Below are 21,585 nucleotides of genomic sequence, written 5' to 3' on the forward strand. Positions count from 1 at the left end.
CGGTTCTGTGTGTATTGAATGATGCAAATTTCAGCACAAAGGCCGATAGCTAAGATGATGCCCGTCAGGAGAAAAAATGATTTTGCACATTTATAGGGCTCAGTTTTTTCGCTTTTAGCAAACAATAGAAATAATACAGCCTATATTAAACTACCATCATCAGCTTTTTCACTATTTTCGATCAGTAGGTAATTATTTAATACTACTACAAAATGGTTCACTTCGTTTTTGATCTTGTTTAAGTGGCCGAATATCTTATCCCGATCCAGGCGATGATAATAGTGCTCGATGGGTGACGCGGAAAGCTGAATATTGGTTAGTGGAGACCGCAATTCATGTGACACCTGGGCCAAAAATCCTGCCTTTAATTGGTTAATATTTATTTCCTCTTGTAACATACGGCTTAATACTGCATTTTTAGCTTCTAACTGAATAATACGGTCATTAATTTCGTTGTTGTTTTTGTTTATTAATAGTAGCTGTTGCATGTTGTAGAGGATAGGTGTAGGTTTTATAAGGGTTTGCCAAGGCGGGTCAGGCTATCTTTTTTGTTTTGCTTAGCCAGCTTTTTAAAATAGCCTCTGAAAAAGAAGTTTTGCTTTAAGGCCTCCATGTTTTGATTGAACCCATCAGTTCCTTTTTGCACGTTATTCAGACTGGAACTTATTTTTACAACCATTGTAGAATCGTGTAGCAGGGCGTGTGCAAGACCATTTCCATTGTTCAGATCCATACTCACAGCTTTAATTAAACCGTTAAGCTCACCAGTAACATGTTTGGCATTTTCACTTGCCGCCCTAATATTAAATGCTGAAATTTTTAGGTTACTTGCCAGGGCTGTATCGCTCAGTAAAAGCCCGGCTGTGCCTTTTCCCTGTTTGGTTTGTTTAACCAGGTAATTTAATCCGCTGGTCATCTCGTTGGCATTTGCACTGGCTTTATTTATATATTTTAATGACGATTTTAAACTTAACCCAATGGTTTTATCATTCAGAATTTGAATTACGGCACTGTTTTCAATACCTAATACGGCATTTTTTAAGCTCTCTGAAATTGTAGCTATGTTAGTATTGGTTCTGGAAAGGGTTTGCAGCATCTCGTCGGTACTTATCATTTCTTGTGTGGCGAGCATATCACCGGTAGTTACCAGTGGGCTATTACCTTGCTTAGCTTGTATATTAATTACCTTATTTCCCATTAAGCCTTCCGTGCCAATTGCGGCCAAAGCATTTTTATGAATGAAAGTACTGGTTTTATTATCAATTGATAATGTTACTTCAATAAGGGTATCGTTGATCATGCTTATTTTTTTGACCGTTCCTGCCTGAATGCCTGAAAAAAGCACGTTGTTGCCTTCCATTAGTCCGCTCAGGTTATTGAAGCGAACTTTGAGTTCAAAGCCGCTGCCAAATATGTTGCGATTCTTACCGATCATATAAAAGGCTGCCATGAGTATCAGCAAACCAGCGGTAACAAATACACCCAGTTTAATATTGTTTGAGCCTGTGTTTGCCATAATTTATAATTCGAAAAATTGTTTGATCTTTGGGTCATCTGAACTTTCAAACAACTGGTAAGTACCATCGGCGTAGCATTTGCCATCTAATAGCAATACTACCCTGTCGGATATATTTTTTACACAGTTCATATCATGTGAAATGATGATAGAGGAGGTGTGGTATTTTTTTTGTAAAGTTAATATTAGCTGATCGATCTCTCGGGCCGTAACCGGGTCCAGCCCTGTGGTTGGCTCATCATATAAAATGATTTCGGGCTTGAGTATCATGGTACGGGCTAAAGCTATTCTTTTAAGCATACCTCCTGATAGCTCTTCCGGCATCATTTCGGTGGTATGTGCCAAGCCAACATTTTCCAAGGCTTCATTAATCATATCATCTACTTTATTTTGAGTAAGATGTGCCCAATGCCTACGTATGGGAAACTCCAGGTTTTCCCTAACCGTCATCGAATCGTATAAAGCATTCCCTTGAAACAGGAACCCCATTTTTTTTCTTACCGTATCCAGATCATCATCGCTCAGTTGAGTTACATCATCTCCTAATACATCTATGCTTCCTTTATCTGTTTTAAGCAAACCAATAATGCATTTGATAAGTACGGATTTACCAGAACCTGATTTTCCCAGGATTACTACGTTTTCCTCCTTGTTTACGACAAGATTAAAGTCCTGTAATACTACATTGTTGCCGAAAGATTTGAAAACGTGCGAAATGGTGATAACAGGAGTTTTAGTTTCATTTGTATTAACCGCTGTTTGCTTTTCAATTTCATTCATCAGTTCTTAATTTAAGCCTAATAAATTGGTGAACTGCACCGCTAACAGATCTATAATGAAGATAAGTACAGAGGCCAGTACCACTGCTGAATTTGCCGAATTTCCTACGCCCCTGGTACCCTTAGTAGAATTAAAACCCTTGTAACAACCAATAATCCCAACTGCAAAGCCGAAGAAAACTGTTTTAATTATCGCCGGTACAATATCACTATAGCCTATACTCCGAAAAACCTGGTTAAAAAAGAAATTGATGCTGGTTACTGATTTTATATTTACACCTATATAAGCACCAAATAATGATATTGCATCCCCAAAAACAGTTAGTATAGGTAACATTAGCGTAGCGGCAATTACACGGGTGGCTACGAGGTATTTAGTAGGATTAGTGCCACTTACTTCCATCGCATCTATTTGCTCGGTTACTTTCATGGAGCCCAGCTCGGCACCAATGCTGCTGCCTATTTTACCGGCAAAAATGAGGGCTGTGATAACAGGCCCTATCTCGCGTACGATAGCGATACCCACCATAACCGGTAATTGCGATTGTACCCCGTAACTCACCAGTGATGGTCTTAATTGCATAGTAAGCACCAAGCCCATTATAAAACCGGTAAGCCCCACAAGGGGTAAGGATTTGTAGCCAATAATGTAACACTGTGCTATTAGTTCTTTTATTTCATAACTGGGTTTCATCCCGTGTGAAAAAAAACGTCCGGTGAATCTGGTGATGCTGCCGGTTTCATTGAAAAACGACCGGGTATCTATCATAAATGCCATATTTTTAACTTTGCTTAACCAATTTTATCTCTATAATGCTATGAAACATATTGGTTGATTTAAGTTTAATTATAATGTAATTGTATCGAATTCTATAAAAATGCTATATCGCGGTAACTTTGCGCTAACAAGGAATCTATCTCGGCTTTGATCAATACAGAAAGCTGATCTGTATCATTTGGTAACATATCGGCCACCTTAGCCAATGAGGCCACTTTTTGATAATAACTTTTACTTTCCCATTTTTCTAATCTTTTCTCAGCAAGTGCTAATTCAGAATCAACTAATAGTGCCGGAATTGATTGACACCCCTTTATCTCGAAAATATTGAGGCTTATCGGTATTTGCAGTGGCATGATATATTTTATTAGAGAGTGATTAATTGCTCATAAAAAGCGTGGGGAATTATCCCCGCGCTTTGTTGTTGCTTTTAGTTTTCATGATAACCTATGAGCAGATCATTATCCACAATAGATACTCCCGGAGCATTCCAGGCTATGCGGCCCGCTTCATCTTTTTGATATAGTGCTTGCACGGTGCCTGTTAAAGTAACGCGGGTACCATTAACCTTAACTTTTATATCCTGATTATTTACAGACCAGTTACGGGCAAGTGCTTCTTCAATTTCTTTAGTTTCAATTTCATCATGGCTTTCCGGCTGTATTTTAATGTCGTTAGTTACGCCTATTACACCCATAAGGGTTTTAACAGCATTTTTAGCCGCGTCTTTTTGAAAATTCCAATGTAGTACACCTTCTAATATAACCCAGCCATTTTCAACCTTCACCTTTACTTTATCCTTCGGAATCCAGGTGGCTTTTAAAGCGGTAACAATCTCATTGGCAATTTCAGTGTCGGTTTTATTAAAATTGCTTGGAAATTTAATAATGATGTCTTCGGCCACGGCTTTTACACCGGCCACATTTTTAGCAGCATTTTCAGCCTCTCTTTTTTTAAGGTAGTTATCAACTGTTCCGGTTAGTGTGATTACGCCGTTTTTAGCGGTTACGCCAATTTCAGCAGCATTCAATAACGGCTCCCATTTAATAGCGTTTTGAACGTCTTGTTGTAATTCTTCGTTTGTTCTCATTTTCAATGCATCAGGAGCTTAATTTGTTGGCTCGTTAACAGGTCAAATTTGCTAACAATAGAGGGTAGAGGGAATGACGTTCGTCACCTGGGAATATGTTTAAGGACAATATCGAATCAAAGAATACAGTAAAAAAGCATTACTTATTTTCTAATTTTTTTATTTGTGAACTATTAATAAGCCCCGTTTCCGGCTAAGATCATTGCCGCCAGGTGTTCATCGAGTTGATAAATATCCTTCCTGAAATTCAGCTTGTTATTCCGGTCGGTAAACGCGGTTAGGTAAGCAATAAATACAGGTACTTTTGTTAATAGGTTTACATAGCGTTCTTTACCGGCATTCATAGCCTGTTCAATATTTTTTGCATCCCATTGTTTGCTGTTTTTGAGCAGGAAGCCAGCCAGTTTAGCAGGCTCGCTAACCCGGATGCATCCGTGACTAAAGGTCCTGCTGTTTTCCCCGAATAGTGATTTGGATGGTGTATCGTGCAGGTAAATGTTATAATTATTGGGAAACAGGAATTTGACCAATCCAAGGGAGTTTTCCGGTCCGGGTTTTTGCCTGATTACCGGAAGTCCATTATGTGTACCGGTAATTTCCATCCTGTGATTAGCTATATATTTCGGATTTTTCCTGATCGCCGGAAGCACTTCGTTACGGATAATCCCCGGTGGCAAATTCCAGTAGGGGCTAAATACCACCTGTTTAATTTCGCCGTAAAATACTGTAGTGGGGTGTACCGTTTGACCAACCACCACCTTACAACTCCAAAGCAGGCTATCGGCATGGTAAACGTGCAGTTGATATTCGGGGATGTTAACGGCGAGATAATCTGTATTGAGCTTTACCGGCAGCCAGCGGCTGCGCTCCATGTTCACCACTATTTGTTTGATACGGGAGGCTAACGGCACATTGAGTGCATTAAGGGTAGCTTGGTATGGCTGGCCATTAACCTGCAAACCATGCCTTTCCTGAAATTTTTTCAATCCCGTTACCAGGTCATCTGTATAAACCTGGCTCAAGGTATCACCGTTATAATCTTCCAGTTTAAATAACCGGGATTTAAGCTGTAGTATAGTTAGTGATGAATCACCTGGTTTTATTGTTGTTTGTTTCAGGGCTATAGGCAGCCATTTATCCTGACGATCTAATTCCCGGTATTTTCTTAAAAAGCTTTTCAATAATTCATACTGGCGATAAACCGGTTCGGCATACGCTTGGATGTTTGCAGGTTCATTCAGCAAGCTATCGAGGTATTGGTTATAGGCTACTTTTTTTCGTGGCATATACCAACCCGATGATCTGCTGGTTGCTGTATTCATGCCCTGCCAGGCCAGTTCGGCAAATACAAAATACTGTGTACTGAGCATCAGCTCCGTAATTATATCCTGGCTCCGAAGTTTTTTATTTCCTGTTTGCGTATGTATCAATGAATCCAGCGCTTGCAGGTAAGGCACTGTTTTGTAAATGCCGTCATTATTTAAATTCATTACCCGGTTAGCCAGGTTGTTGGCCTGTTCAATCAAGCGTCCGTTGTCAAACCAGGCATAAGCATAATTTCTTTGCCGGTAAAAATTACGGATTTCTTGTTCGTATTTTTTTAAGGCAGGGTAACGCTTAAAAAACAAAATAATCCGTGTACTATCGAACAGGGATTTGGATTGGCCGCTAAAATTACCAGGTATAGTTTGGCTCCATTTTTTTGATAAACTGTCGGTACTGGTCACCTTTTTTGTATCCTGGCCTAAGCTATGGAACGATGTGCCCAAACTAAAGGCCAGTATCAACCATATTAACCTGGCCAATTGAAAATATAATGTTGCCTTGCGGATAGACCGGGCATAGTTTTTCATTTGATTTGGATATTTCATGGCAAAACTAAGGTGTAGGGTAACGGCTTTTGAATAGGTGGTGCAGGTAAATAAATAGGGTGAGGTTAATTATATCAGGAATAATGATTGACCTTAAAATCTTTCCGGCACATCATAATCAATTTGGAGTACATGGAATTTTGCATAACTAAAGTCGCCTTTGGCCAGCCGCCAAACCGCTTCAATTTTGGTGGGTACTATGATATCGTTCATTTTTTGATAAGCCGAAAATTTACCGATCCAGGTTTCCAGCTTTTCAGCATTGATATAACGTGTGGTTTGCACCTGGGTAATTTCCCCACCCTCAAAGCTCACGATATAAGTTAACGACATGCCTTTGTAGGTAAATAATAATTTGGCCGTTTGCTCGTCAATTGGTAACCAATGCAAGTTTTCGCTGGGTAGTAAGTTAGTAGGAAACCAAACACTTTCGGCCAGCCACCGCAAAAGTTCACCCTGGTTAAAACTTTTACCTTTTCCGTTCACGATTTTGTAAAGCGAAAAAAGTGACACCACAAGCCTTCCCTTACCGGATAAGTACATATCGCGAGCGGTGAATAATGCGGTAGTTCCTTTCCATATAAAACCCGGCTTATTTACTGTAAAATATTGTTCACCATGAATGTCAACCCATTTTTTGTTAAGGCCTATTTTAAATTGTCCGTTATGTTTAAGTCTCACAAAGTTAATATATGGCTTACCCTCATTTAGCACATGCCTAAAATAAGCTTGTACGGGTTTTGGCAAATCCATCAATAGCGTATAACTGAAAACATGATTGGACAAGGCATGAGGTAACGCAAATAATTCGGTCACCTTCTGCTCAAATTCTTTGGTTGAGGCCACAAACTTGATGATAGCCAGAAGTAGACAAAGGGCCAATATTCCAGTTACGTACCACATAGCTATTGTAGTTTAACTTGTTTAATTTTTCAAAGCTGTTATATTATATGTGCTGACTTTTTAATTCTGCCATTTCCAATTTAAAATCTCCGGCATATCTTTACCATGGGTACGGATATAGTTTTTGTGTTTAATTAACTGGTTTTGCAGGTGTTGTTTAAGATAAACGCCCTTACTGCCTGTTTTTGGTAAACGGTCTATTACATCCATTACCAGGTGAAACCTATCCATTTGGTTAAGTACGGTCATATCAAATGAGGTGGTGATCGTTCCTTCTTCGTTATACCCCCTTACATGCATGTTTACATTGTTTGCGCGGTTGTAGGTTAAGCGGTGTACCAGGTAAGGGTAACCGTGAAAAGCAAAAATTACCGGCTTATCGGTGGTAAACAGTTCGTTGAAATCCTTATCGGGCAATCCGTGAGTATGTTCCGAACTTTTTTGCAGTTTGAAAAGATCAACCACATTGATCACCCTGATCTTTAAATCGGGCAAATGTTGGTGAAGAATGGAAACTGCTGCCAGCGTTTCCAGCGTTGGCACATCGCCACAGCAGGCCATTATCACATCCGGCTCGCAATCCTGATCGTTACTGGCAAAATTCCATATACTAATACCTCTTGTGCAATGCTCAACCGCTTCAGCCATGCTTAGCCATTGGGGCGCAGCATGTTTAGCCGCCACAATTACATTTACATAATGGTAGCTACGCAGGCAATGATCCATTACCGAAAGCAGGCAGTTGGCATCAGGAGGTAAATAAACTCTTACTATGGCGGCTTTTTTATTCACTACATGGTCTATAAACCCAGGGTCTTGGTGGGTAAAACCGTTGTGATCCTGTCGCCATACGGTGGAGGTAAGCAAGATATTCAGTGATGCAATCTTCCTGCGCCAGGGTATTTCTAAACTTGTTTTAAGCCATTTGGCATGTTGGTTAAACATGGAATCAACAATGTGGATAAAAGCCTCGTAACAGTTGAACAATCCATGTCTGCCGGTAAGTAAATAACCTTCTAACCAGCCTTCGCATTGATGCTCACTCAACATTTCCATTACACTGCCATCCCGGGCCAAAAATTCATCATGGGTTAATACCGGTGCATCCCATTGCCGGGCGGTGGCTTCAAATACGGCATCCAGCCTGTTTGATACGGTTTCGTCGGGGCCAAATATCCTAAAGTTCCTTTTTTCCTGGTTAGCTTTAATCACATCACGCAGGAACCTCCCGCATACATAAGTATCCCCTTCGCCGTTTACTCCGGGCTTTGCTACCGCGGCTGCATAATCCCTGAAATCGGGCATGCGCAGGTCACGGAGTAATTGCCCGCCATTAGCATGCGGGTTGGCCCCCATGCGCCGGTTTCCTTTAGGAGCCAGTTCGGCCAGTTCAGCTCTTAATTTTCCATCAGCGTCAAAAAGTTCTTCCGGTTTATAGCTTTTCATCCAGTTTTCCAACAGTTGCAAATGCTGGGGCGGCGATGAGGCCGAAACCGATAACGGAATCTGGTGCGAACGGAAGTTACCTTCTATCTGGTAACCGTCTACTTCTTTAGGCCCCGTCCAACCTTTCGGCGAGCGCAGGATGATCATTGGCCAACGGGCGGGCGCGGTGTTTGAATGTCCGGCTTCGTATTTTATCTGCTTAATCCGGTCAATGGCATAGTCAAGCGCTTTGGCCATGTCTTTATGCATGGTTTCCGGGTCATCACCTTCTACAAATACAGGGTTCCAGCCGTAACCGCTAAATAATTGGTACAATTCTTCATGGGGTATTCGTGCTAATACGGTGGGGTTGGAGATTTTGTAACCGTTGAGGTGTAAAATGGGCAACACGGTACCATCGGTAAGCGGGTTTAAAAATTTATTAGAATGCCAGGCCGTAGCCAAAGGCCCTGTTTCGGCTTCGCCATCGCCAACTACACAGGCTACTATTAAATCGGGGTTATCCATTACGGCACCAAATGAATGGCTTAACGAGTAACCCAGTTCTCCACCTTCATGAATAGAGCCCGGAACCTGCGGCGAAGCATGGCTGGAAATACCACCCGGATAAGAGAACTGGGTAAATAACTTTTTGAGTCCGGCCTCGTTTTGTGAAATATGCGGATAAACTTCGGTATAAGTTCCTTCGAGATAGGTACCTGCTACAACAGCCGGCCCCCCATGCCCGGGCCCCGATACGTAAAGCATGTTCAGATCGTATTTAATAATGATCCTGTTAAGGTGGGTATAAATAAAATTTTGTCCGGGTGTGGTTCCCCAATGCCCTAAAAGCATGTTTTTAATATGGTCAAGTTTCAAGGGTTCTGCCAATAGCGGATTATTGCGCAAATACAACTGGCCTACCGAAATGTAATTTGCGGCCCTCCAGTAAGCGTCAATATTTTTAAGAAGTTCCGGGCATAAGGCCTCGGTTTCCACATTAATCAATTCGGTTTCCATAATTTATTGCTGGATGATTTAAACAGGAGTGAATATTATGTATTGTTCAGGTATTTAAACATGCTTTAAAGCGATGATCTTACTTTCAATTATTATATAACCATTAAGATGATCGCCCGGCCATCAATACAAAACTACGGTAGTTACTATTTTCAATAAATGATGCTCGCCATCATGGAAAGTGACCCTTGTCATTAATTCGTATTACGTGTAACAAAAACGCTTTCAAACGCTTAATAATGATGAGCGTCATTAATTTTTATGCCATTAGTCAGCTATTGCCTCTTTAGTTAGCTGATATTTGTATCGGCGATCATATTTAGTCGGGTCCTCACCAATTATGGAAAACACCACGCTACTGATTGCCATTATACAAAATGCGATAGATGGTATAATTACCATTAATGACAGGGGCACTATCGAGCTCATTAACCCGGCGGCCTGCACACTATTTGATTACCAGCCCGATGAGGTAATAGGGCAAAACATTATGATGCTGATGCCCGACCCTGACAAGAGCCAGCATGATAATTTTATTTCGCGCTACAGGGCCACAGGTAAGGCAAACATTATGGGGGTTGGCCGCGAGGTGCTGGGACTCAGGAAAGACGGCACCATTTTCCCTTTCCGTTTAGGATTAAGCGAGGTGCAATTTTCGGGTCGCAGGATCTTTACTGGTTTCATACATGACCTGAGTAAGGAAAAGGAAGCTGAGCGTAAACTCAAAGATTATGCCGCCCACCTGGAAGAATTAGTAGAAGAACGTACCATAACCTTAAAAGATACTGTAAAGGCATTACAGAGCGCTCAGGACGAACTGAATGATTTGCTGGATAAAGAGAAGGAACTGAGCTTACTGAAAAGCAGGTTCGTATCTATGGCTTCTCACGAGTTTCGTACACCGCTAACCTCTGTCAAGTTATCCGCTTCCCTCATCGAGAAATATGCCGGATCAATTAAAAGTGAGCACATTGCCAAACATGTTGGAAAAATAAAAAACGCGGTGGGTAACCTTACCACTATATTGAACGACTTCCTTTCTCTTGAAAAGCTGGAAGCCGGTAAAGAGGAGGTGAATTATACTGATTTTGACCTGGTTAAATTTGCTGAAGAGATTACGGAAGAAATGCAGGTAATGGCTAAAAATAACCAAACGATCATCTATCTGCATTCGGGCGTAAACAGTATGGTAAGGCTCGATCAAAACCTGCTGAAGAACTGTATCAATAACCTGATTACCAATGCCATTAAATACTCGGGGGAGAACAGCTTTATCGATTTCAATACCGAGATCAATGCAAACCGTTGCATTATAGCCGTAAAGGATAACGGCATCGGCATCCCCGAAGCCGATCAGAAACACCTTTTTGAAGCATTTTTCCGGGCGCATAATACCGGCACAATTCCGGGTACGGGCCTGGGGCTGAACATCGTAACCCGCTACGCAGGCCTCATGAATGGTGTTGTAAGCTTTAAGAGTGAAGTTAACCAGGGGACATTATTTACCATTTCATTTCCAAACCATGAGTAAAACATTGCTGATCATTGAAGACAATAACGACATCCGCGAAAATGTTGTTGAAATACTGGAACTGGCCGGTTACAATGTTTACCAGGCTTCTAACGGTAAAGCCGGTGTAGAACTGGCTTTACAGCACAAGCCATCCCTCATTCTTTGCGATATTATGATGCCCGAACTGGATGGATATGGCGTTTTGTATATGTTGAGCAAAAACCCTGAAACAGTACACATACCTTTTATATTTCTTACGGCCAGGGCAGAACGGCTCGACCTTCGCAAGGGAATGGAAATGGGAGCAGATGACTACCTCACCAAACCCTTTGATGATATGGAATTATTGAACGCGATAGATTCCCGTCTTAAAAAAAAAGAGATGCAGGAGAGTTTTTACAGCCCATCGTTAGACCAGTTGAACCACCTCCTGAGTAAAAACAATGGCCTTGCTGAGCTTAAAAAAATTATTGGGGAGCGCCGCGTAAAGGAGTTTAAGAAAAACCAGGTTGTTTATTATGAAGGCGATAAAGGGAGCGGCCTTTATCTTTTGCTCAGCGGAAAGGTTAAATGTATTAAAATGGCTAAGGACGGGCGCGAATTAATGACCGGCATTTATGGTGCTGATGAATATTTGGGCATTAACGCAATGCTGTTAAATGAAAAACATGCAGATACCGCAACAGCAATGGAGGATTCAATGGTATGCCTTATACCCAAAGAACTGCTTGAGCAACTTATAAATCAATACCCCGACGTTGCCAGGGAATTTATTAAATTATTAGCCCAGGCCAACAGGGGAAAAGAAGAGCAATTGTTACAAATGGCTTATCATTCTATAAGAAAAAAAATGGCCGAAGCAATGGTTCGCCTATACGAGCAGCAGCCAAAACCCGAACAGGGGTTTAAAATATCCCGTGAAGACCTGGCCGCGCTAACCGGCATGGCAAGCGAGTCGGTAAGCCGTACACTGTCTGATTTCAGGGATGAAAATTTAATTAGCAAAAAGGGGAGCATAATTACGATATTACAATTGGAGGCCTTAGTTCAAATGAAAAACTGACCAACATCACATTTATATACAACCAAAAACATGCTTAACCTGGTTGCCGCAGCCTAAATTTGTTTTGATAAACACAATATTTAATGAAAGCGGTTGCTTATAGTGTTCTACCTGGTGAGAAAGAATATTTTGCCAAAGCTAATAAAAGGAAGCACGATATTACACTCATTGCTAACCCCTTAGGTATGAACACGGTACATTATGCGGAAGGAAAGGAAGCCATTATTATGCCCGAAGGAGTTACACCTTTAAAAGCAGTTATCAATAAGTTATGTGCTATGGGTGTTAAATACATCATTAGCCGACGTAAAGGCAACAACCCTGCAGATCTGGAGGAAATAGCAGAAAAAACTATACACGACCTGGACAGGGCAAATGATAATAACCGGCTTTTACCGGTTTGCTGATTTGCTTCCTATAAATTAAAATTAAAAAAACCAACATGAAAACAATTGCCAATGTACAGCCGGTGAGTGCTGAAAAATTATTCGACCTTTTAAAAAAGGAATTTCCTGATTACATTAATTCCAGGTTGGATTCCAGCCTGGCCATAGATTTTGCGCACGTTTACAACGTGATTAATTTATTGTTCCCGGAAGTGATAAAAGGCGTAGCCTTAACGGTTACCATTTCAGATGATGCAATTACGGTATCTGATAATGCCGTGAACGAACTATACAATACCGCGCTGCTCGAAGAGCAGCTCACCAACTTTATAACCGAAAAATGCAGCTAAAAGCCGCTGGGTACATTTCAGTTGATTAATAGTGCAGCTTTGCCAGAAGTTGCGCCGAAATACTATCCGAATTGTCTCCATAACCGGTTACCAGTATTCCTTTTACCCCCTCAGTTGAAACTATTGCATAAACAGTAGCTTCATCTGCAGGGTCGGAATTGCCCTCATACCGGTACACATCCAGTATTTCAAATTCTTCAGCCGAATAAGCCGCTGCATCGCATTTAATATGGTTTTCAGCCAAATTAAAATCTGTAGTAAAGCCTTGCTGTTTGAGTATATTAATGGCATCTGTAACAGTAGCATAATGGAAAGTACTTTTCATGGGTTGCTATGGTGGATGATAGGAATGATTTTTATATATTTACTTTGTGCGGAATATTTTGCCGTAATATTTATTTTGATCTGCGGGCAATTATTTGCGGTGTTTCGTAAAAGGCCTTTTCCAATAATTCATCGAGATGGTAAACATCCTTATACCTAATCAGTGACCACAGGCCCACCTCGCAGGTAAGGTAAGTAACCCTAACGGGCATAGGTTTTTTTAGTGTAAATAATTTACCTGCGTTATTGCCGCGATGCTTGGCCTGGTTAATAGCAGTTAGGTTAACCAGGTTGTTCTTGAGCATTAAAGCCGCTAAACGGGGGCTTTCGGTAACTTGTATATCCCCTTCACTAAACGCTCTTGTTTTTTTCATCATAGATGATTTATCGGAGGTACCGGCCATACTTATAGCGTTATCGGATAGTTTAAAACGGATGCTGCTTCTGCTTTTATCAATTGCCGTAATCTTGCTTTGAACCAATGGCGTAGGGGTAGCCGGTTTGCCAACTATTACTTTGAATTGGTAAGCTGTATCTGTTTGGTGAAAATTTAAAGTATAGGTTGGTATGTTGATACTGATATAAACACTGTCGTTACCAACTATCCACCGTAAGCGTTCCATGTTAATAGACATGAGCTTGATATCCCCGGGCGGTACTTCGTAACAATTGGCATTTAAACCAACCACCAGGCGCAAATGGCCCTGTAAGCTACGATATGCTTTAGATGCCGGCTGGGTAATTTCAATAGCGTGTATAAAATCTTTTTGTTTCAAACTACCAATCAATACCTCAACTGCCTTGCAATTGCCGGCGTTTCCCTCGTCCAGCAGTTGTGCTGTGTAAACCGGGTTTAACTTTCCAAAATGCAGGTTGTTTACCATGGAGATCATTGCGTCGGTCAGTAAAACATCGTATAAGGCTTTTTGCTGGTTACTGATCTTTTCGCGGGGGGCCATCATGGCATTTAATTGCTCATATAATATTTCTTTATAATGATAATCCAAAGGACTTAACCCATATTGTAAAGCGCAATCCAGCAAAAGCATGGCATCCCAGGCATGGGTTATTACGGTATCGGGAGCTATCCAGGCCAGTTTGTGTTGTGTTTGCTGATAAAACCTTTCAACAGACCGCGGATAGTTCAAATGACCAAGGCTTGCCAGCTGAGTTCTCAGGCTTGCCGATACCGAGGTATCCCTGTGTATAATACCGGCCTTTGCATTCACCGTTAAAGCCAATACCCAAAAAATGGCACCAATAACGGTAATTGCCCGTGCCAATATTTTATAGGTAGGTACTAATTGATTCAACTTTTGCATTTACTATCGTTTAGTTAACAGGTAATGCTATTAAATAACATTCAAAAATGATAATGCCTAACAGCTTGAGTTATGATACTGATACCCAATTATGCCGAGATGACCAGTAGCGGGATTGCTATACGGCTAACCATGCGTTTTGTATGGCTTCCGTTAAACAGCGAATCGAAAAAACTGTGCTGACGATGCAGCATGGCCAGCATATCCACCTGCCCGTTTTCACACAACCATAGCAGCCCTTTTTCTGTTTGGCTACTTTTAATGTTTCTGTAATAGATGTGGGGATAGTTGGCCTTGTTTGAAACCTCCATGAGAAATTGATCTATCCTTTGTTCAAAATGAGTTGATGTGTTCTTATCGGCTTGAATATGAACGATCAGGATCTCCGCATTTAATGCTTTGGCCAGCGGTACCAATTGAAATAGTTCGTGCAGATCATTATCGGCATTTTCCAGATCGATAGCGAACGCTATTTTTTTAATAGTTTTGAAACCGGCAGCAGGTGGTATAAAAAGCAATGAATTTAACGAGTTGTCAATCATTTTACTGCAATGGTTGCCTAATAGAAATGAACTCAGGCTGCTGCTGCCATGTGTACCCATAATTATCAGGTCAATATATTGGGTGCTAATAATTCGGTCAATGGTATCGGTTAACACACCGGCTTCCTCAATAAAAGTAATATCCGGCCTAAATTTATCGGTATGGTCATGCTGCTGTATGCTTGCTTTTAATCGTTTTAATTCTTCCTGACTATCGCTGAGCAGTAATTCGGTTTCTTGCATGGGCCACAATACTAAACCCGCCTGGGGTGTTAGCGCCGGTATAATTACCGCGTTGCAAAGTACCAGGTCGGCCTGTAATTGTTGGGCTAACTGGTACGCATAATTAGCGGCATGAGTTGAATTGGCTGAAAAATCTGTAGGAACAAGGAACTTTTTCATGCTGTAAAGCTGGCTAATTTCAAGCATGATATTAGTGACCCGCATCAGGCTATTTAATGCGTTATATCATATCTGAGCTTTTGCATAATATAGCAGCTAACGGCCGGTACACAAAAGCTGGTTTTACCAGGCAGTATGGCTGCAGAAGTTTCAGTTGCCAGCAAAATCCCGATGTTTTGAATTTATTAAGGTCGGGTGTGTTAATTCACCGTTAAACTATTGATTAAAAAAATATTACTGTTTAATATTTGTACATTTGATATGCTCCTTTTCTCTTTTTCAGGATCGATATTGCTTTTTTTAAACTTTGTTAAATCCTTAATATGCATAACATTTTCCCTCATTACATTATTGCAATCGGAGCTTCGGCAGGAGGGATGGAAGAGATCAATTCCTTTTTTGACCATACCCCGTTAGATGGTGTAGCCTATGTAATTATCCAGCATCTGTCATCCGGTTTTAAAAGCCGTATGGTAGAACTTTTGGATAAGCATAGTAAACTGGCTGTTATGGAAGCACAGGACGGGGTTCAGATAAAAAGCAATCAGGTGTATTTAATACCTAATGATAAGTTTATGATTATTTCTGATGGCTGTTTACGCCTGAGCAATAAAGAAAAGGTGAAAGGCCCACACTTAACTATCAACACTTTTTTCAATTCACTGGCCAACGACTGTGGCAATAAAGCCATTGGCGTTATCCTGTCGGGTTTAGGCTCTGATGGTACCGAGGGTATGAAAAATATAAAAAAGGCCGGAGGTATGGTAATGGCACGTAACCCGGAAACGACAGATTATAGCAGCATGCCTTCACACGCTATAGCAACAGGGTTGATTGATTTTGTATTAGAACCCTCCGACATGCCCGATGCGATAGAGGATTATGTAAAGCATGGACTGGAGGTACTCAACAACCAGCCTGACGATGAAAAATACATTAAGGCTATAGTTGAATTGATCAAAGATCTTTCACCACACGATTTTTCGGATTATAAATTACCAACCATACTCAGAAGAACCAAAAGACGGGCCAGCCAGGGAAACTTTTTATCGCTGGAAAAATATCTGGATTTTTTAAGGTCGAACACCGAAGAGGTAGCAGCGTTGGCCAGTGATTTTCTGATTAGTGTAACTTCGTTTTTCAGAGATAAGGAAGCTTTTTCATTTATCCAGAAAAAAATACTACCGGTTATACTTGAAAAGGTTGAAACGGGCCAAGAATTGAAAATGTGGGTGGCCGGCTGTGCCACAGGCGAGGAAGCGTATTCTATGGCTATTTTAGTTGCAGAACAGCTAAAAGGGAAATATAAGGATATGGTAGTGAAGATTTTTGCTACTGATATTGACAGTGTTGCCATGGAGCATGCCTTTAAAGGGGTTTACAATAAAGATATTGCAAAGCATGTATCTGAAGAGCGGCTGGAAAAATATTTTTTAAAGGAAGGCGATTGCTTCCGCGTAAAACCCGTAATACGTAATATGGTTATTTTTGCCCAGCACGATCTGGTAAAAAATCCACCTTATTGTAATATGAATTTTATTAGTTGCCGTAACCTGCTTATTTATATGGCCCCCGTCCTACAGAAAAAGATCTTTTCCATGATGCTCTTCGGGCTAAAAATGGATGGCTACCTGTTTTTGGGTTCCAGTGAAAATCCAATGCCCATTATAAAGAACCTGGAAACGGTCAATAAAAAATGGAAGATCTATAAAAACTTAAAAGCAAGACGGGAAGTAAGCTTTGAAGCGTTCACACTTCCCGAACTGTTGGACATCAAACGTACACCGGCTATTCAAAGGGAGGTAAATATTTTAAGTACAAGCAATTCGGTTTCGGAAGCGATGAATATGCAACTCGCCGCACAGCAAAATTACCTGGCTGTATGCATCGATGAAAATAATTCGGTAGTTAAATCCTATGGTAACACCAAATATCTTCTCAACCAGCATTTTAATTTAAACCTTTCGGAACTATTGCCCAAACCGCTCGCGGTATCTTTTAGTGCTTTAAAAAAGAAGGTGGATAAAACAGGAGAGCCGGGCACATTAAGCGGTATAAATATTAAGCACGATGGCGAAGTAGTACAACTTACCCTGGTTATTAGTCCGCTGAAGATTGGTAAAAACGAGCAGAAATTATTAATGGTAACCATTTGTAAGGACGCGAAGCAGGATGGGCCTATAGTTAACGCTGACGTTTTTAATGAAAAAATATATCACGACCAATACACACAGAACCTGGAGGAAGAACTCAAAGAGTTACAGGTGAAACTACATTCCGCTTATGCAAGGCTGGATGCCTCCAATGAAAATATACAGTCGTTCAACGAGGAACTGATTTCCGCTAACGAGGAAATGCAAAGCACGAACGAAGAAATGCAATCGGTAAACGAAGAGTTGCATACTATTAATACCGACTACCAGTTAAAAAACAAAGAATTACTGGAGATTAATGATGACCTGAACAATTATTTCCGAAGCAATGTAAACGGGCAGTTATTTATCAACAATGATTTGCTGCTCATGAAATTTTCGCCGGGAACTGTAAATCAAATTAACCTGCTGGAAACCGACATTGGGCGCCCGCTCAGTAATATATCTACTAATATAAAATTTGAGACCATAATTGAGGATATTAAACAAGTATTGGCAAAAGGCATTGTTATAACCAAGGAGATACAAACCAATAACGGTAAATGGTACCATATTATGACGATGCCTTATGTGCAATTGATAGACCAAAAAAGAAACGGTGCTATTGTGACCTTTAATGATATTACGGAATTGAAAGCCACCCAGGTAGAACTTAACCGGAAAAATAAAAGCCTGGAACGTATTAATGGTGACCTGGATAACTTTGTTCATACGGCCTCGCATGACCTGCTGGCACCTTTGGGCAATATTGAAGCCAGCATTGACATCATGAACCTTATTAAAGTAACCGATCCTAACTTATCTAAGTTTATCATTATCATTAACTCATCGGTTAAAAAATTCAGGGCACTCATCAACAATATTTCCGTGATCGCCAAAATTGAAGGTGATATGCTGAGCATGGAAATGGTGGATGTGGAAGAGATTATTGCCAACATTGAATGGAGCCTTGAAACAAGGATTAACCAAACCGGCGCAGTAATCACCAAAAACCTGGAAATTAAAAAAGTACTGTTTTCTAAGAAAAACCTCAGGAGCATTCTGTATAACCTGGTAGCCAACGCTATTAAATTTACCAACGGAAACAATCCGCTCATCCATATAGCTGTTGTCAGCAATGCTGAACATATTGTTATTTCTGTAAACGACAATGGTATTGGGATAGCCCAAAACCAGGTAGACGTTATTTTTGGTATGTATGGCAGGTTAAATAAACAACTGGAAGGACAAGGCATTGGTTTATACCTGGCCAAAAAAATAATAGATGCCGCAAACGGCAGTATTATTGTTGAAAGTGAAATTGGGAAAGGCAGTACATTTAGTATCTTTTTACCGCTTCCGGTTATAATTGCCGATTGATTGGAGTTACGCATGCAGGCAATTAATAGTCAACAATAAAAAATCATTTATATATAAATTATTATCGTAATATTGCAATATAGTATTATGGGCTTAACAAAAACAGAGATATTCACCGAAGAGCAAAATAAGTTAGCTGTTATGCTGAAAGCTATTGCTCACCCCGCACGTATTGCAATTCTTCAGCAAATTATTAAAGCTAATGCTTGCATTTGTGGCGACCTGGTAGAGGAACTTGGTTTAGCGCAGCCAACCATATCGCAACATTTAAAAGAATTAAAAAACGCCGGACTAATTCAAGGCACTATTGAAGGAGTGAGTGTGTGCTATTGTATTAACCCCGTAATATGGAATGAATTACAGGAACAACTGAACGTTTTTTTTAAGACGTTTAATTTGAAAGCAAAGTGCTGCTAATTTTTTGAGGTAATAAATCGTAATATTGCAATAATACGTTTAAACAATTTAGTTATGGAAAACTTAAAATGGGGGTTATTTAAACAACAATTGCAGGCATATCCCGGCTTGTTCCTGCACTTTAGGTATGCCGAAAACCAGTTGGTGAATGCGGCTTACCACATTACCGAAATTAAACAGGCAACAATTACATCGGTTGATTGCGGTGGGGTTGTAAACGCCTGGACAGAGATCATTGTTCAGCTTTGGGTTCCTGAAAACGAGCAGCAAGACAGGGCTATGCAAGTTGACAAAGCTTTATCTATTATAAACCTGGTTGAAAACGTATTGCCTTTGCATCCTGATGGAATTGTAAAGATCGAATTTGGCGATTCGCAGTTTTACACCAGGCAAATGCTGCCTAAAACACTGAAGGTAAACGGTGAAAACCTGGTAGTAGATTTACGTGATGATGCTGTACAATGCAAAGCAATTGAAAGAGGCGGCAGTTGCGGAGTTAATAACAATAGTGAAGAATGCTGCACACCAGCTACAGAAGTTAAACCGGTAATACAACTACAAAATTTGGCTGTAGCAGCGCCGGGTTCGGGCTGCTGCTAAATAATGATATTAAAAAAATATAATGACCAAAAAGAACATACTGGTGCTTTGCACCGGCAATAGTTGCCGCAGCCAGTTAGCAGAAGGTTACCTGCGCTATTTTGCAGGCGAACGCGCAAATATTTATAGTGCAGGAATTGAGACACATGGGGTAAACCCTAAAGCCATACAGGTTATGGCAGAAGACGGGATAGATATTTCCAGGCATACATCCAATCATGTCGATGAGTATTCGGCTGTTGCTTTTAACCAGGTAATTACCGTATGCGACAATGCCAACGAGGCCTGTCCTTTCTTTCCGGGTACGGTTGAACGTTTCCACAAAAATTTCCCCGACCCGGCTAAAGCCTTGGGTAGTGAAGCAGAAATATTAAATGAGTTTAAACGAGTAAGAGATATGATCAAAGCATACGCCGCCAACTTCGTAAAACAGCATATTCAATAATCCTTAAAGCCTGTTTAAAATTGCAATTGTCCTCTCGAACGATTTGAGAGATCTTGTTTAGACCTGCATTTAGCCGACTTTGTAGGATTAACAGGATTTCTCGTAACCTCGAAATGACAGGATTTTTATAAATTTAAACAAGCTCTTAACTCAGAAAATGAGTATCGTTAAAATAAATACGGCTTCGGCTAAGCATATTTTAATTAGTATATAATGGCTGCAAATAATTTCGTACCCTTGGTAAAACGTAAAAAACTAAGTTTTTTAGACCGGTATTTAACCTTGTGGATTTTCCTGGCTATGGTTATTGGCGTAAGTACCGGATATTTTATTCCATCATCATCAAATTTTATTAATTCCTTTTCGAGCGGAACTACAAATATACCTTTAGCCATAGGTCTCATCCTGATGATGTACCCGCCATTAGCCAAAGTTAAGTTTGAAAAAATGGGCGAAGTATTTAAAGATACAAAGGTACTCACCGTTTCTTTGCTTTTAAACTGGATCATTGGTCCGGTGCTAATGTTCGGCCTGGCACTTATATTCCTTCACCAGTACCCTGAATATATGGTAGGCCTGATCCTTATTGGTATTGCCCGTTGTATAGCCATGGTTGTAGTATGGAACGAGCTGGCAGAAGGTAACCGCGAATATGCAGCGGGTTTAATTGCCTTAAACAGCATTTTTCAGGTATTGTTGTACAGTGTTTATGCTTATCTTTTTATTACGGTTTTACCGCCTGTGTTCGGTTTTAAAGGTTTGGAAGTCAATATCACCATCGCAGAAATAGCTAAAAGCGTAGGTACCTATCTCGGCCTCCCGTTTGCAGCAGGTGTAATAAGCCGTTACACACTAATCAAATTAAAAGGAGAAAACTGGTTTCATAACAAGTATGTTCCTTTTATTTCGCCCATTACCCTCATCGCTTTATTATTTACCATTGTGGTTATGTTCAGCCTCAAAGGTAACCTCATAGTTACTATCCCGTTACACGTAGTAAGAATTGCCGTACCGTTAGTTATTTACTTCCTTGTAATGTTCGTATTGAGTTTCTTCATCGGCAAAACTTTCGGTGCCGATTACAGCAAAAGCACTTCCATAGCATTTACGGCTACAGGTAATAATTTTGAGCTGGCCATTGCAGTAGCCATTGGTGTGTTCGGTATTAACTCCGGCCAAGCTTTTGCAGGTGTTATCGGTCCGCTGGTTGAAGTACCGGCGCTTATCGCCTTAGTAAACCTGTCCTTTTATTTCCGTAAAAAATACTATAACCGCAATTTGTTAAAAGCGGTTTAAGTTAATTAATAAGTAAGCAGCTGTACTGTAT

Annotated in this window: 21 protein-coding genes; 9 read left to right on the forward strand and 12 right to left on the reverse strand. The window is 40.6% G+C overall.

Features of this window, described 5'->3' with window-relative positions; all coding sequences use genetic code 11:
* Positions 1 to 140: 140 nt before the first annotated feature.
* The 9 genes from ACFQ3S_RS07470 to ACFQ3S_RS07510 all read right to left on the reverse strand — a co-directional run bounded on the left by ACFQ3S_RS07470 (position 141) and on the right by ACFQ3S_RS07510 (position 9,382).
* Positions 141 to 488 (reverse strand): histidine kinase dimerization/phospho-acceptor domain-containing protein, encoded by a 348-nt coding sequence (locus ACFQ3S_RS07470; protein ID WP_377162881.1) that lies wholly within the window; start codon positions 486 to 488, stop codon positions 141 to 143.
* A 23-nt stretch (positions 489 to 511) separates the two neighbouring features.
* Positions 512 to 1,516 carry an MlaD family protein gene (locus ACFQ3S_RS07475; RefSeq protein ID WP_377162883.1) on the reverse strand — a complete coding sequence of 335 codons (1,005 nt, stop codon included), beginning with the start codon at positions 1,514 to 1,516 and terminating at the stop codon, positions 512 to 514.
* 3 nt (positions 1,517 to 1,519) lie between these two features.
* Positions 1,520 to 2,296, reverse strand: coding sequence for an ABC transporter ATP-binding protein (locus ACFQ3S_RS07480; protein WP_377162885.1), 777 nt, complete (start codon positions 2,294 to 2,296; stop codon positions 1,520 to 1,522).
* Positions 2,297 to 2,302: 6 nt separating this feature from the next.
* Positions 2,303 to 3,073: an MlaE family ABC transporter permease gene (locus ACFQ3S_RS07485; protein WP_377162887.1), complete on the reverse strand. Its 771-nt coding sequence runs from the start codon at positions 3,071 to 3,073 to the stop codon at positions 2,303 to 2,305.
* A 92-nt stretch (positions 3,074 to 3,165) separates the two neighbouring features.
* Positions 3,166 to 3,429, reverse strand: coding sequence for a hypothetical protein (locus ACFQ3S_RS07490; RefSeq protein WP_377162889.1), 264 nt, complete (start codon positions 3,427 to 3,429; stop codon positions 3,166 to 3,168).
* 74 nt (positions 3,430 to 3,503) lie between these two features.
* The gene (locus ACFQ3S_RS07495; RefSeq protein ID WP_377162891.1) at positions 3,504 to 4,163 is read right to left on the reverse strand and encodes a BON domain-containing protein; all 660 of its coding nucleotides are present in this window, start codon (positions 4,161 to 4,163) and stop codon (positions 3,504 to 3,506) included.
* Between the two features lie 173 nt (positions 4,164 to 4,336).
* Entirely contained in the window at positions 4,337 to 6,034 is a 1,698-nt protein-coding gene (locus ACFQ3S_RS07500; RefSeq protein ID WP_377162893.1) for a L,D-transpeptidase family protein, read from the reverse strand.
* Positions 6,035 to 6,127: 93 nt separating this feature from the next.
* Positions 6,128 to 6,937 (reverse strand): DUF6544 family protein, encoded by an 810-nt coding sequence (locus ACFQ3S_RS07505; RefSeq protein WP_377162895.1) that lies wholly within the window; start codon positions 6,935 to 6,937, stop codon positions 6,128 to 6,130.
* Positions 6,938 to 6,997: 60 nt separating this feature from the next.
* Positions 6,998 to 9,382 (reverse strand): phosphoketolase family protein, encoded by a 2,385-nt coding sequence (locus tag ACFQ3S_RS07510; RefSeq protein WP_377162897.1) that lies wholly within the window; start codon positions 9,380 to 9,382, stop codon positions 6,998 to 7,000.
* Between the two features lie 340 nt (positions 9,383 to 9,722).
* On the opposite strand from ACFQ3S_RS07510, the gene ACFQ3S_RS07515 reads away from it, so the two are divergent.
* The 4 genes from ACFQ3S_RS07515 to ACFQ3S_RS07530 all read left to right on the forward strand — a co-directional run bounded on the left by ACFQ3S_RS07515 (position 9,723) and on the right by ACFQ3S_RS07530 (position 12,694).
* Positions 9,723 to 10,913, forward strand: a complete 1,191-nt coding sequence (locus ACFQ3S_RS07515) for a PAS domain-containing sensor histidine kinase (RefSeq protein WP_377162899.1) — start codon at positions 9,723 to 9,725, stop codon at positions 10,911 to 10,913.
* Entirely contained in the window at positions 10,906 to 11,958 is a 1,053-nt protein-coding gene (locus tag ACFQ3S_RS07520; protein ID WP_377162901.1) for a response regulator, read from the forward strand. The genes ACFQ3S_RS07515 and ACFQ3S_RS07520 overlap by 8 nt, the downstream gene beginning before the upstream one ends.
* Positions 11,959 to 12,041: 83 nt before the next feature.
* Entirely contained in the window at positions 12,042 to 12,365 is a 324-nt protein-coding gene (locus ACFQ3S_RS07525; RefSeq protein ID WP_377162903.1) for a hypothetical protein, read from the forward strand.
* A 35-nt stretch (positions 12,366 to 12,400) separates the two neighbouring features.
* Positions 12,401 to 12,694, forward strand: a complete 294-nt coding sequence (locus ACFQ3S_RS07530; protein WP_377162905.1) for a hypothetical protein — start codon at positions 12,401 to 12,403, stop codon at positions 12,692 to 12,694.
* A gap of 25 nt (positions 12,695 to 12,719) precedes the next feature.
* Here the strand turns inward: ACFQ3S_RS07530 and ACFQ3S_RS07535 are convergent, their stop codons facing one another.
* The 3 genes from ACFQ3S_RS07535 to ACFQ3S_RS07545 all read right to left on the reverse strand — a co-directional run bounded on the left by ACFQ3S_RS07535 (position 12,720) and on the right by ACFQ3S_RS07545 (position 15,284).
* On the reverse strand, positions 12,720 to 13,019 hold the full coding sequence (locus tag ACFQ3S_RS07535; RefSeq protein ID WP_377162907.1) for a phosphoribosylpyrophosphate synthetase: 300 nt from the start codon (positions 13,017 to 13,019) through the stop codon (positions 12,720 to 12,722).
* A 70-nt stretch (positions 13,020 to 13,089) separates the two neighbouring features.
* Positions 13,090 to 14,340: a hypothetical protein gene (locus ACFQ3S_RS07540; protein ID WP_377162909.1), complete on the reverse strand. Its 1,251-nt coding sequence runs from the start codon at positions 14,338 to 14,340 to the stop codon at positions 13,090 to 13,092.
* 89 nt (positions 14,341 to 14,429) lie between these two features.
* The gene (locus ACFQ3S_RS07545; protein WP_377162911.1) at positions 14,430 to 15,284 is read right to left on the reverse strand and encodes a universal stress protein; all 855 of its coding nucleotides are present in this window, start codon (positions 15,282 to 15,284) and stop codon (positions 14,430 to 14,432) included.
* A 323-nt stretch (positions 15,285 to 15,607) separates the two neighbouring features.
* On the opposite strand from ACFQ3S_RS07545, the gene ACFQ3S_RS07550 reads away from it, so the two are divergent.
* The 5 genes from ACFQ3S_RS07550 (at position 15,608) to arsB (ending at position 21,554) form a co-directional block, all read left to right on the forward strand.
* Entirely contained in the window at positions 15,608 to 18,796 is a 3,189-nt protein-coding gene (locus ACFQ3S_RS07550) for a chemotaxis protein CheB (RefSeq protein WP_377162913.1), read from the forward strand.
* 87 nt (positions 18,797 to 18,883) lie between these two features.
* Positions 18,884 to 19,213, forward strand: a complete 330-nt coding sequence (locus ACFQ3S_RS07555; protein ID WP_377162915.1) for an ArsR/SmtB family transcription factor — start codon at positions 18,884 to 18,886, stop codon at positions 19,211 to 19,213.
* Between the two features lie 54 nt (positions 19,214 to 19,267).
* On the forward strand, positions 19,268 to 19,813 hold the full coding sequence (locus tag ACFQ3S_RS07560) for a DUF6428 family protein (RefSeq protein WP_377162917.1): 546 nt from the start codon (positions 19,268 to 19,270) through the stop codon (positions 19,811 to 19,813).
* Positions 19,814 to 19,835: 22 nt separating this feature from the next.
* Complete coding sequence (locus tag ACFQ3S_RS07565; protein WP_377162919.1) at positions 19,836 to 20,258, forward strand: arsenate reductase ArsC; 423 nt, start codon at positions 19,836 to 19,838, stop codon at positions 20,256 to 20,258.
* 213 nt (positions 20,259 to 20,471) lie between these two features.
* The gene (gene arsB, locus ACFQ3S_RS07570; protein ID WP_377162921.1) at positions 20,472 to 21,554 is read left to right on the forward strand and encodes an ACR3 family arsenite efflux transporter; all 1,083 of its coding nucleotides are present in this window, start codon (positions 20,472 to 20,474) and stop codon (positions 21,552 to 21,554) included.
* The last annotated feature ends 31 nt before the right edge of the window (positions 21,555 to 21,585 follow it).

It is taken from the genome of Mucilaginibacter terrae, from assembly GCF_042679325.1.
Taxonomy (GTDB): domain Bacteria; phylum Bacteroidota; class Bacteroidia; order Sphingobacteriales; family Sphingobacteriaceae; genus Mucilaginibacter; species Mucilaginibacter terrae.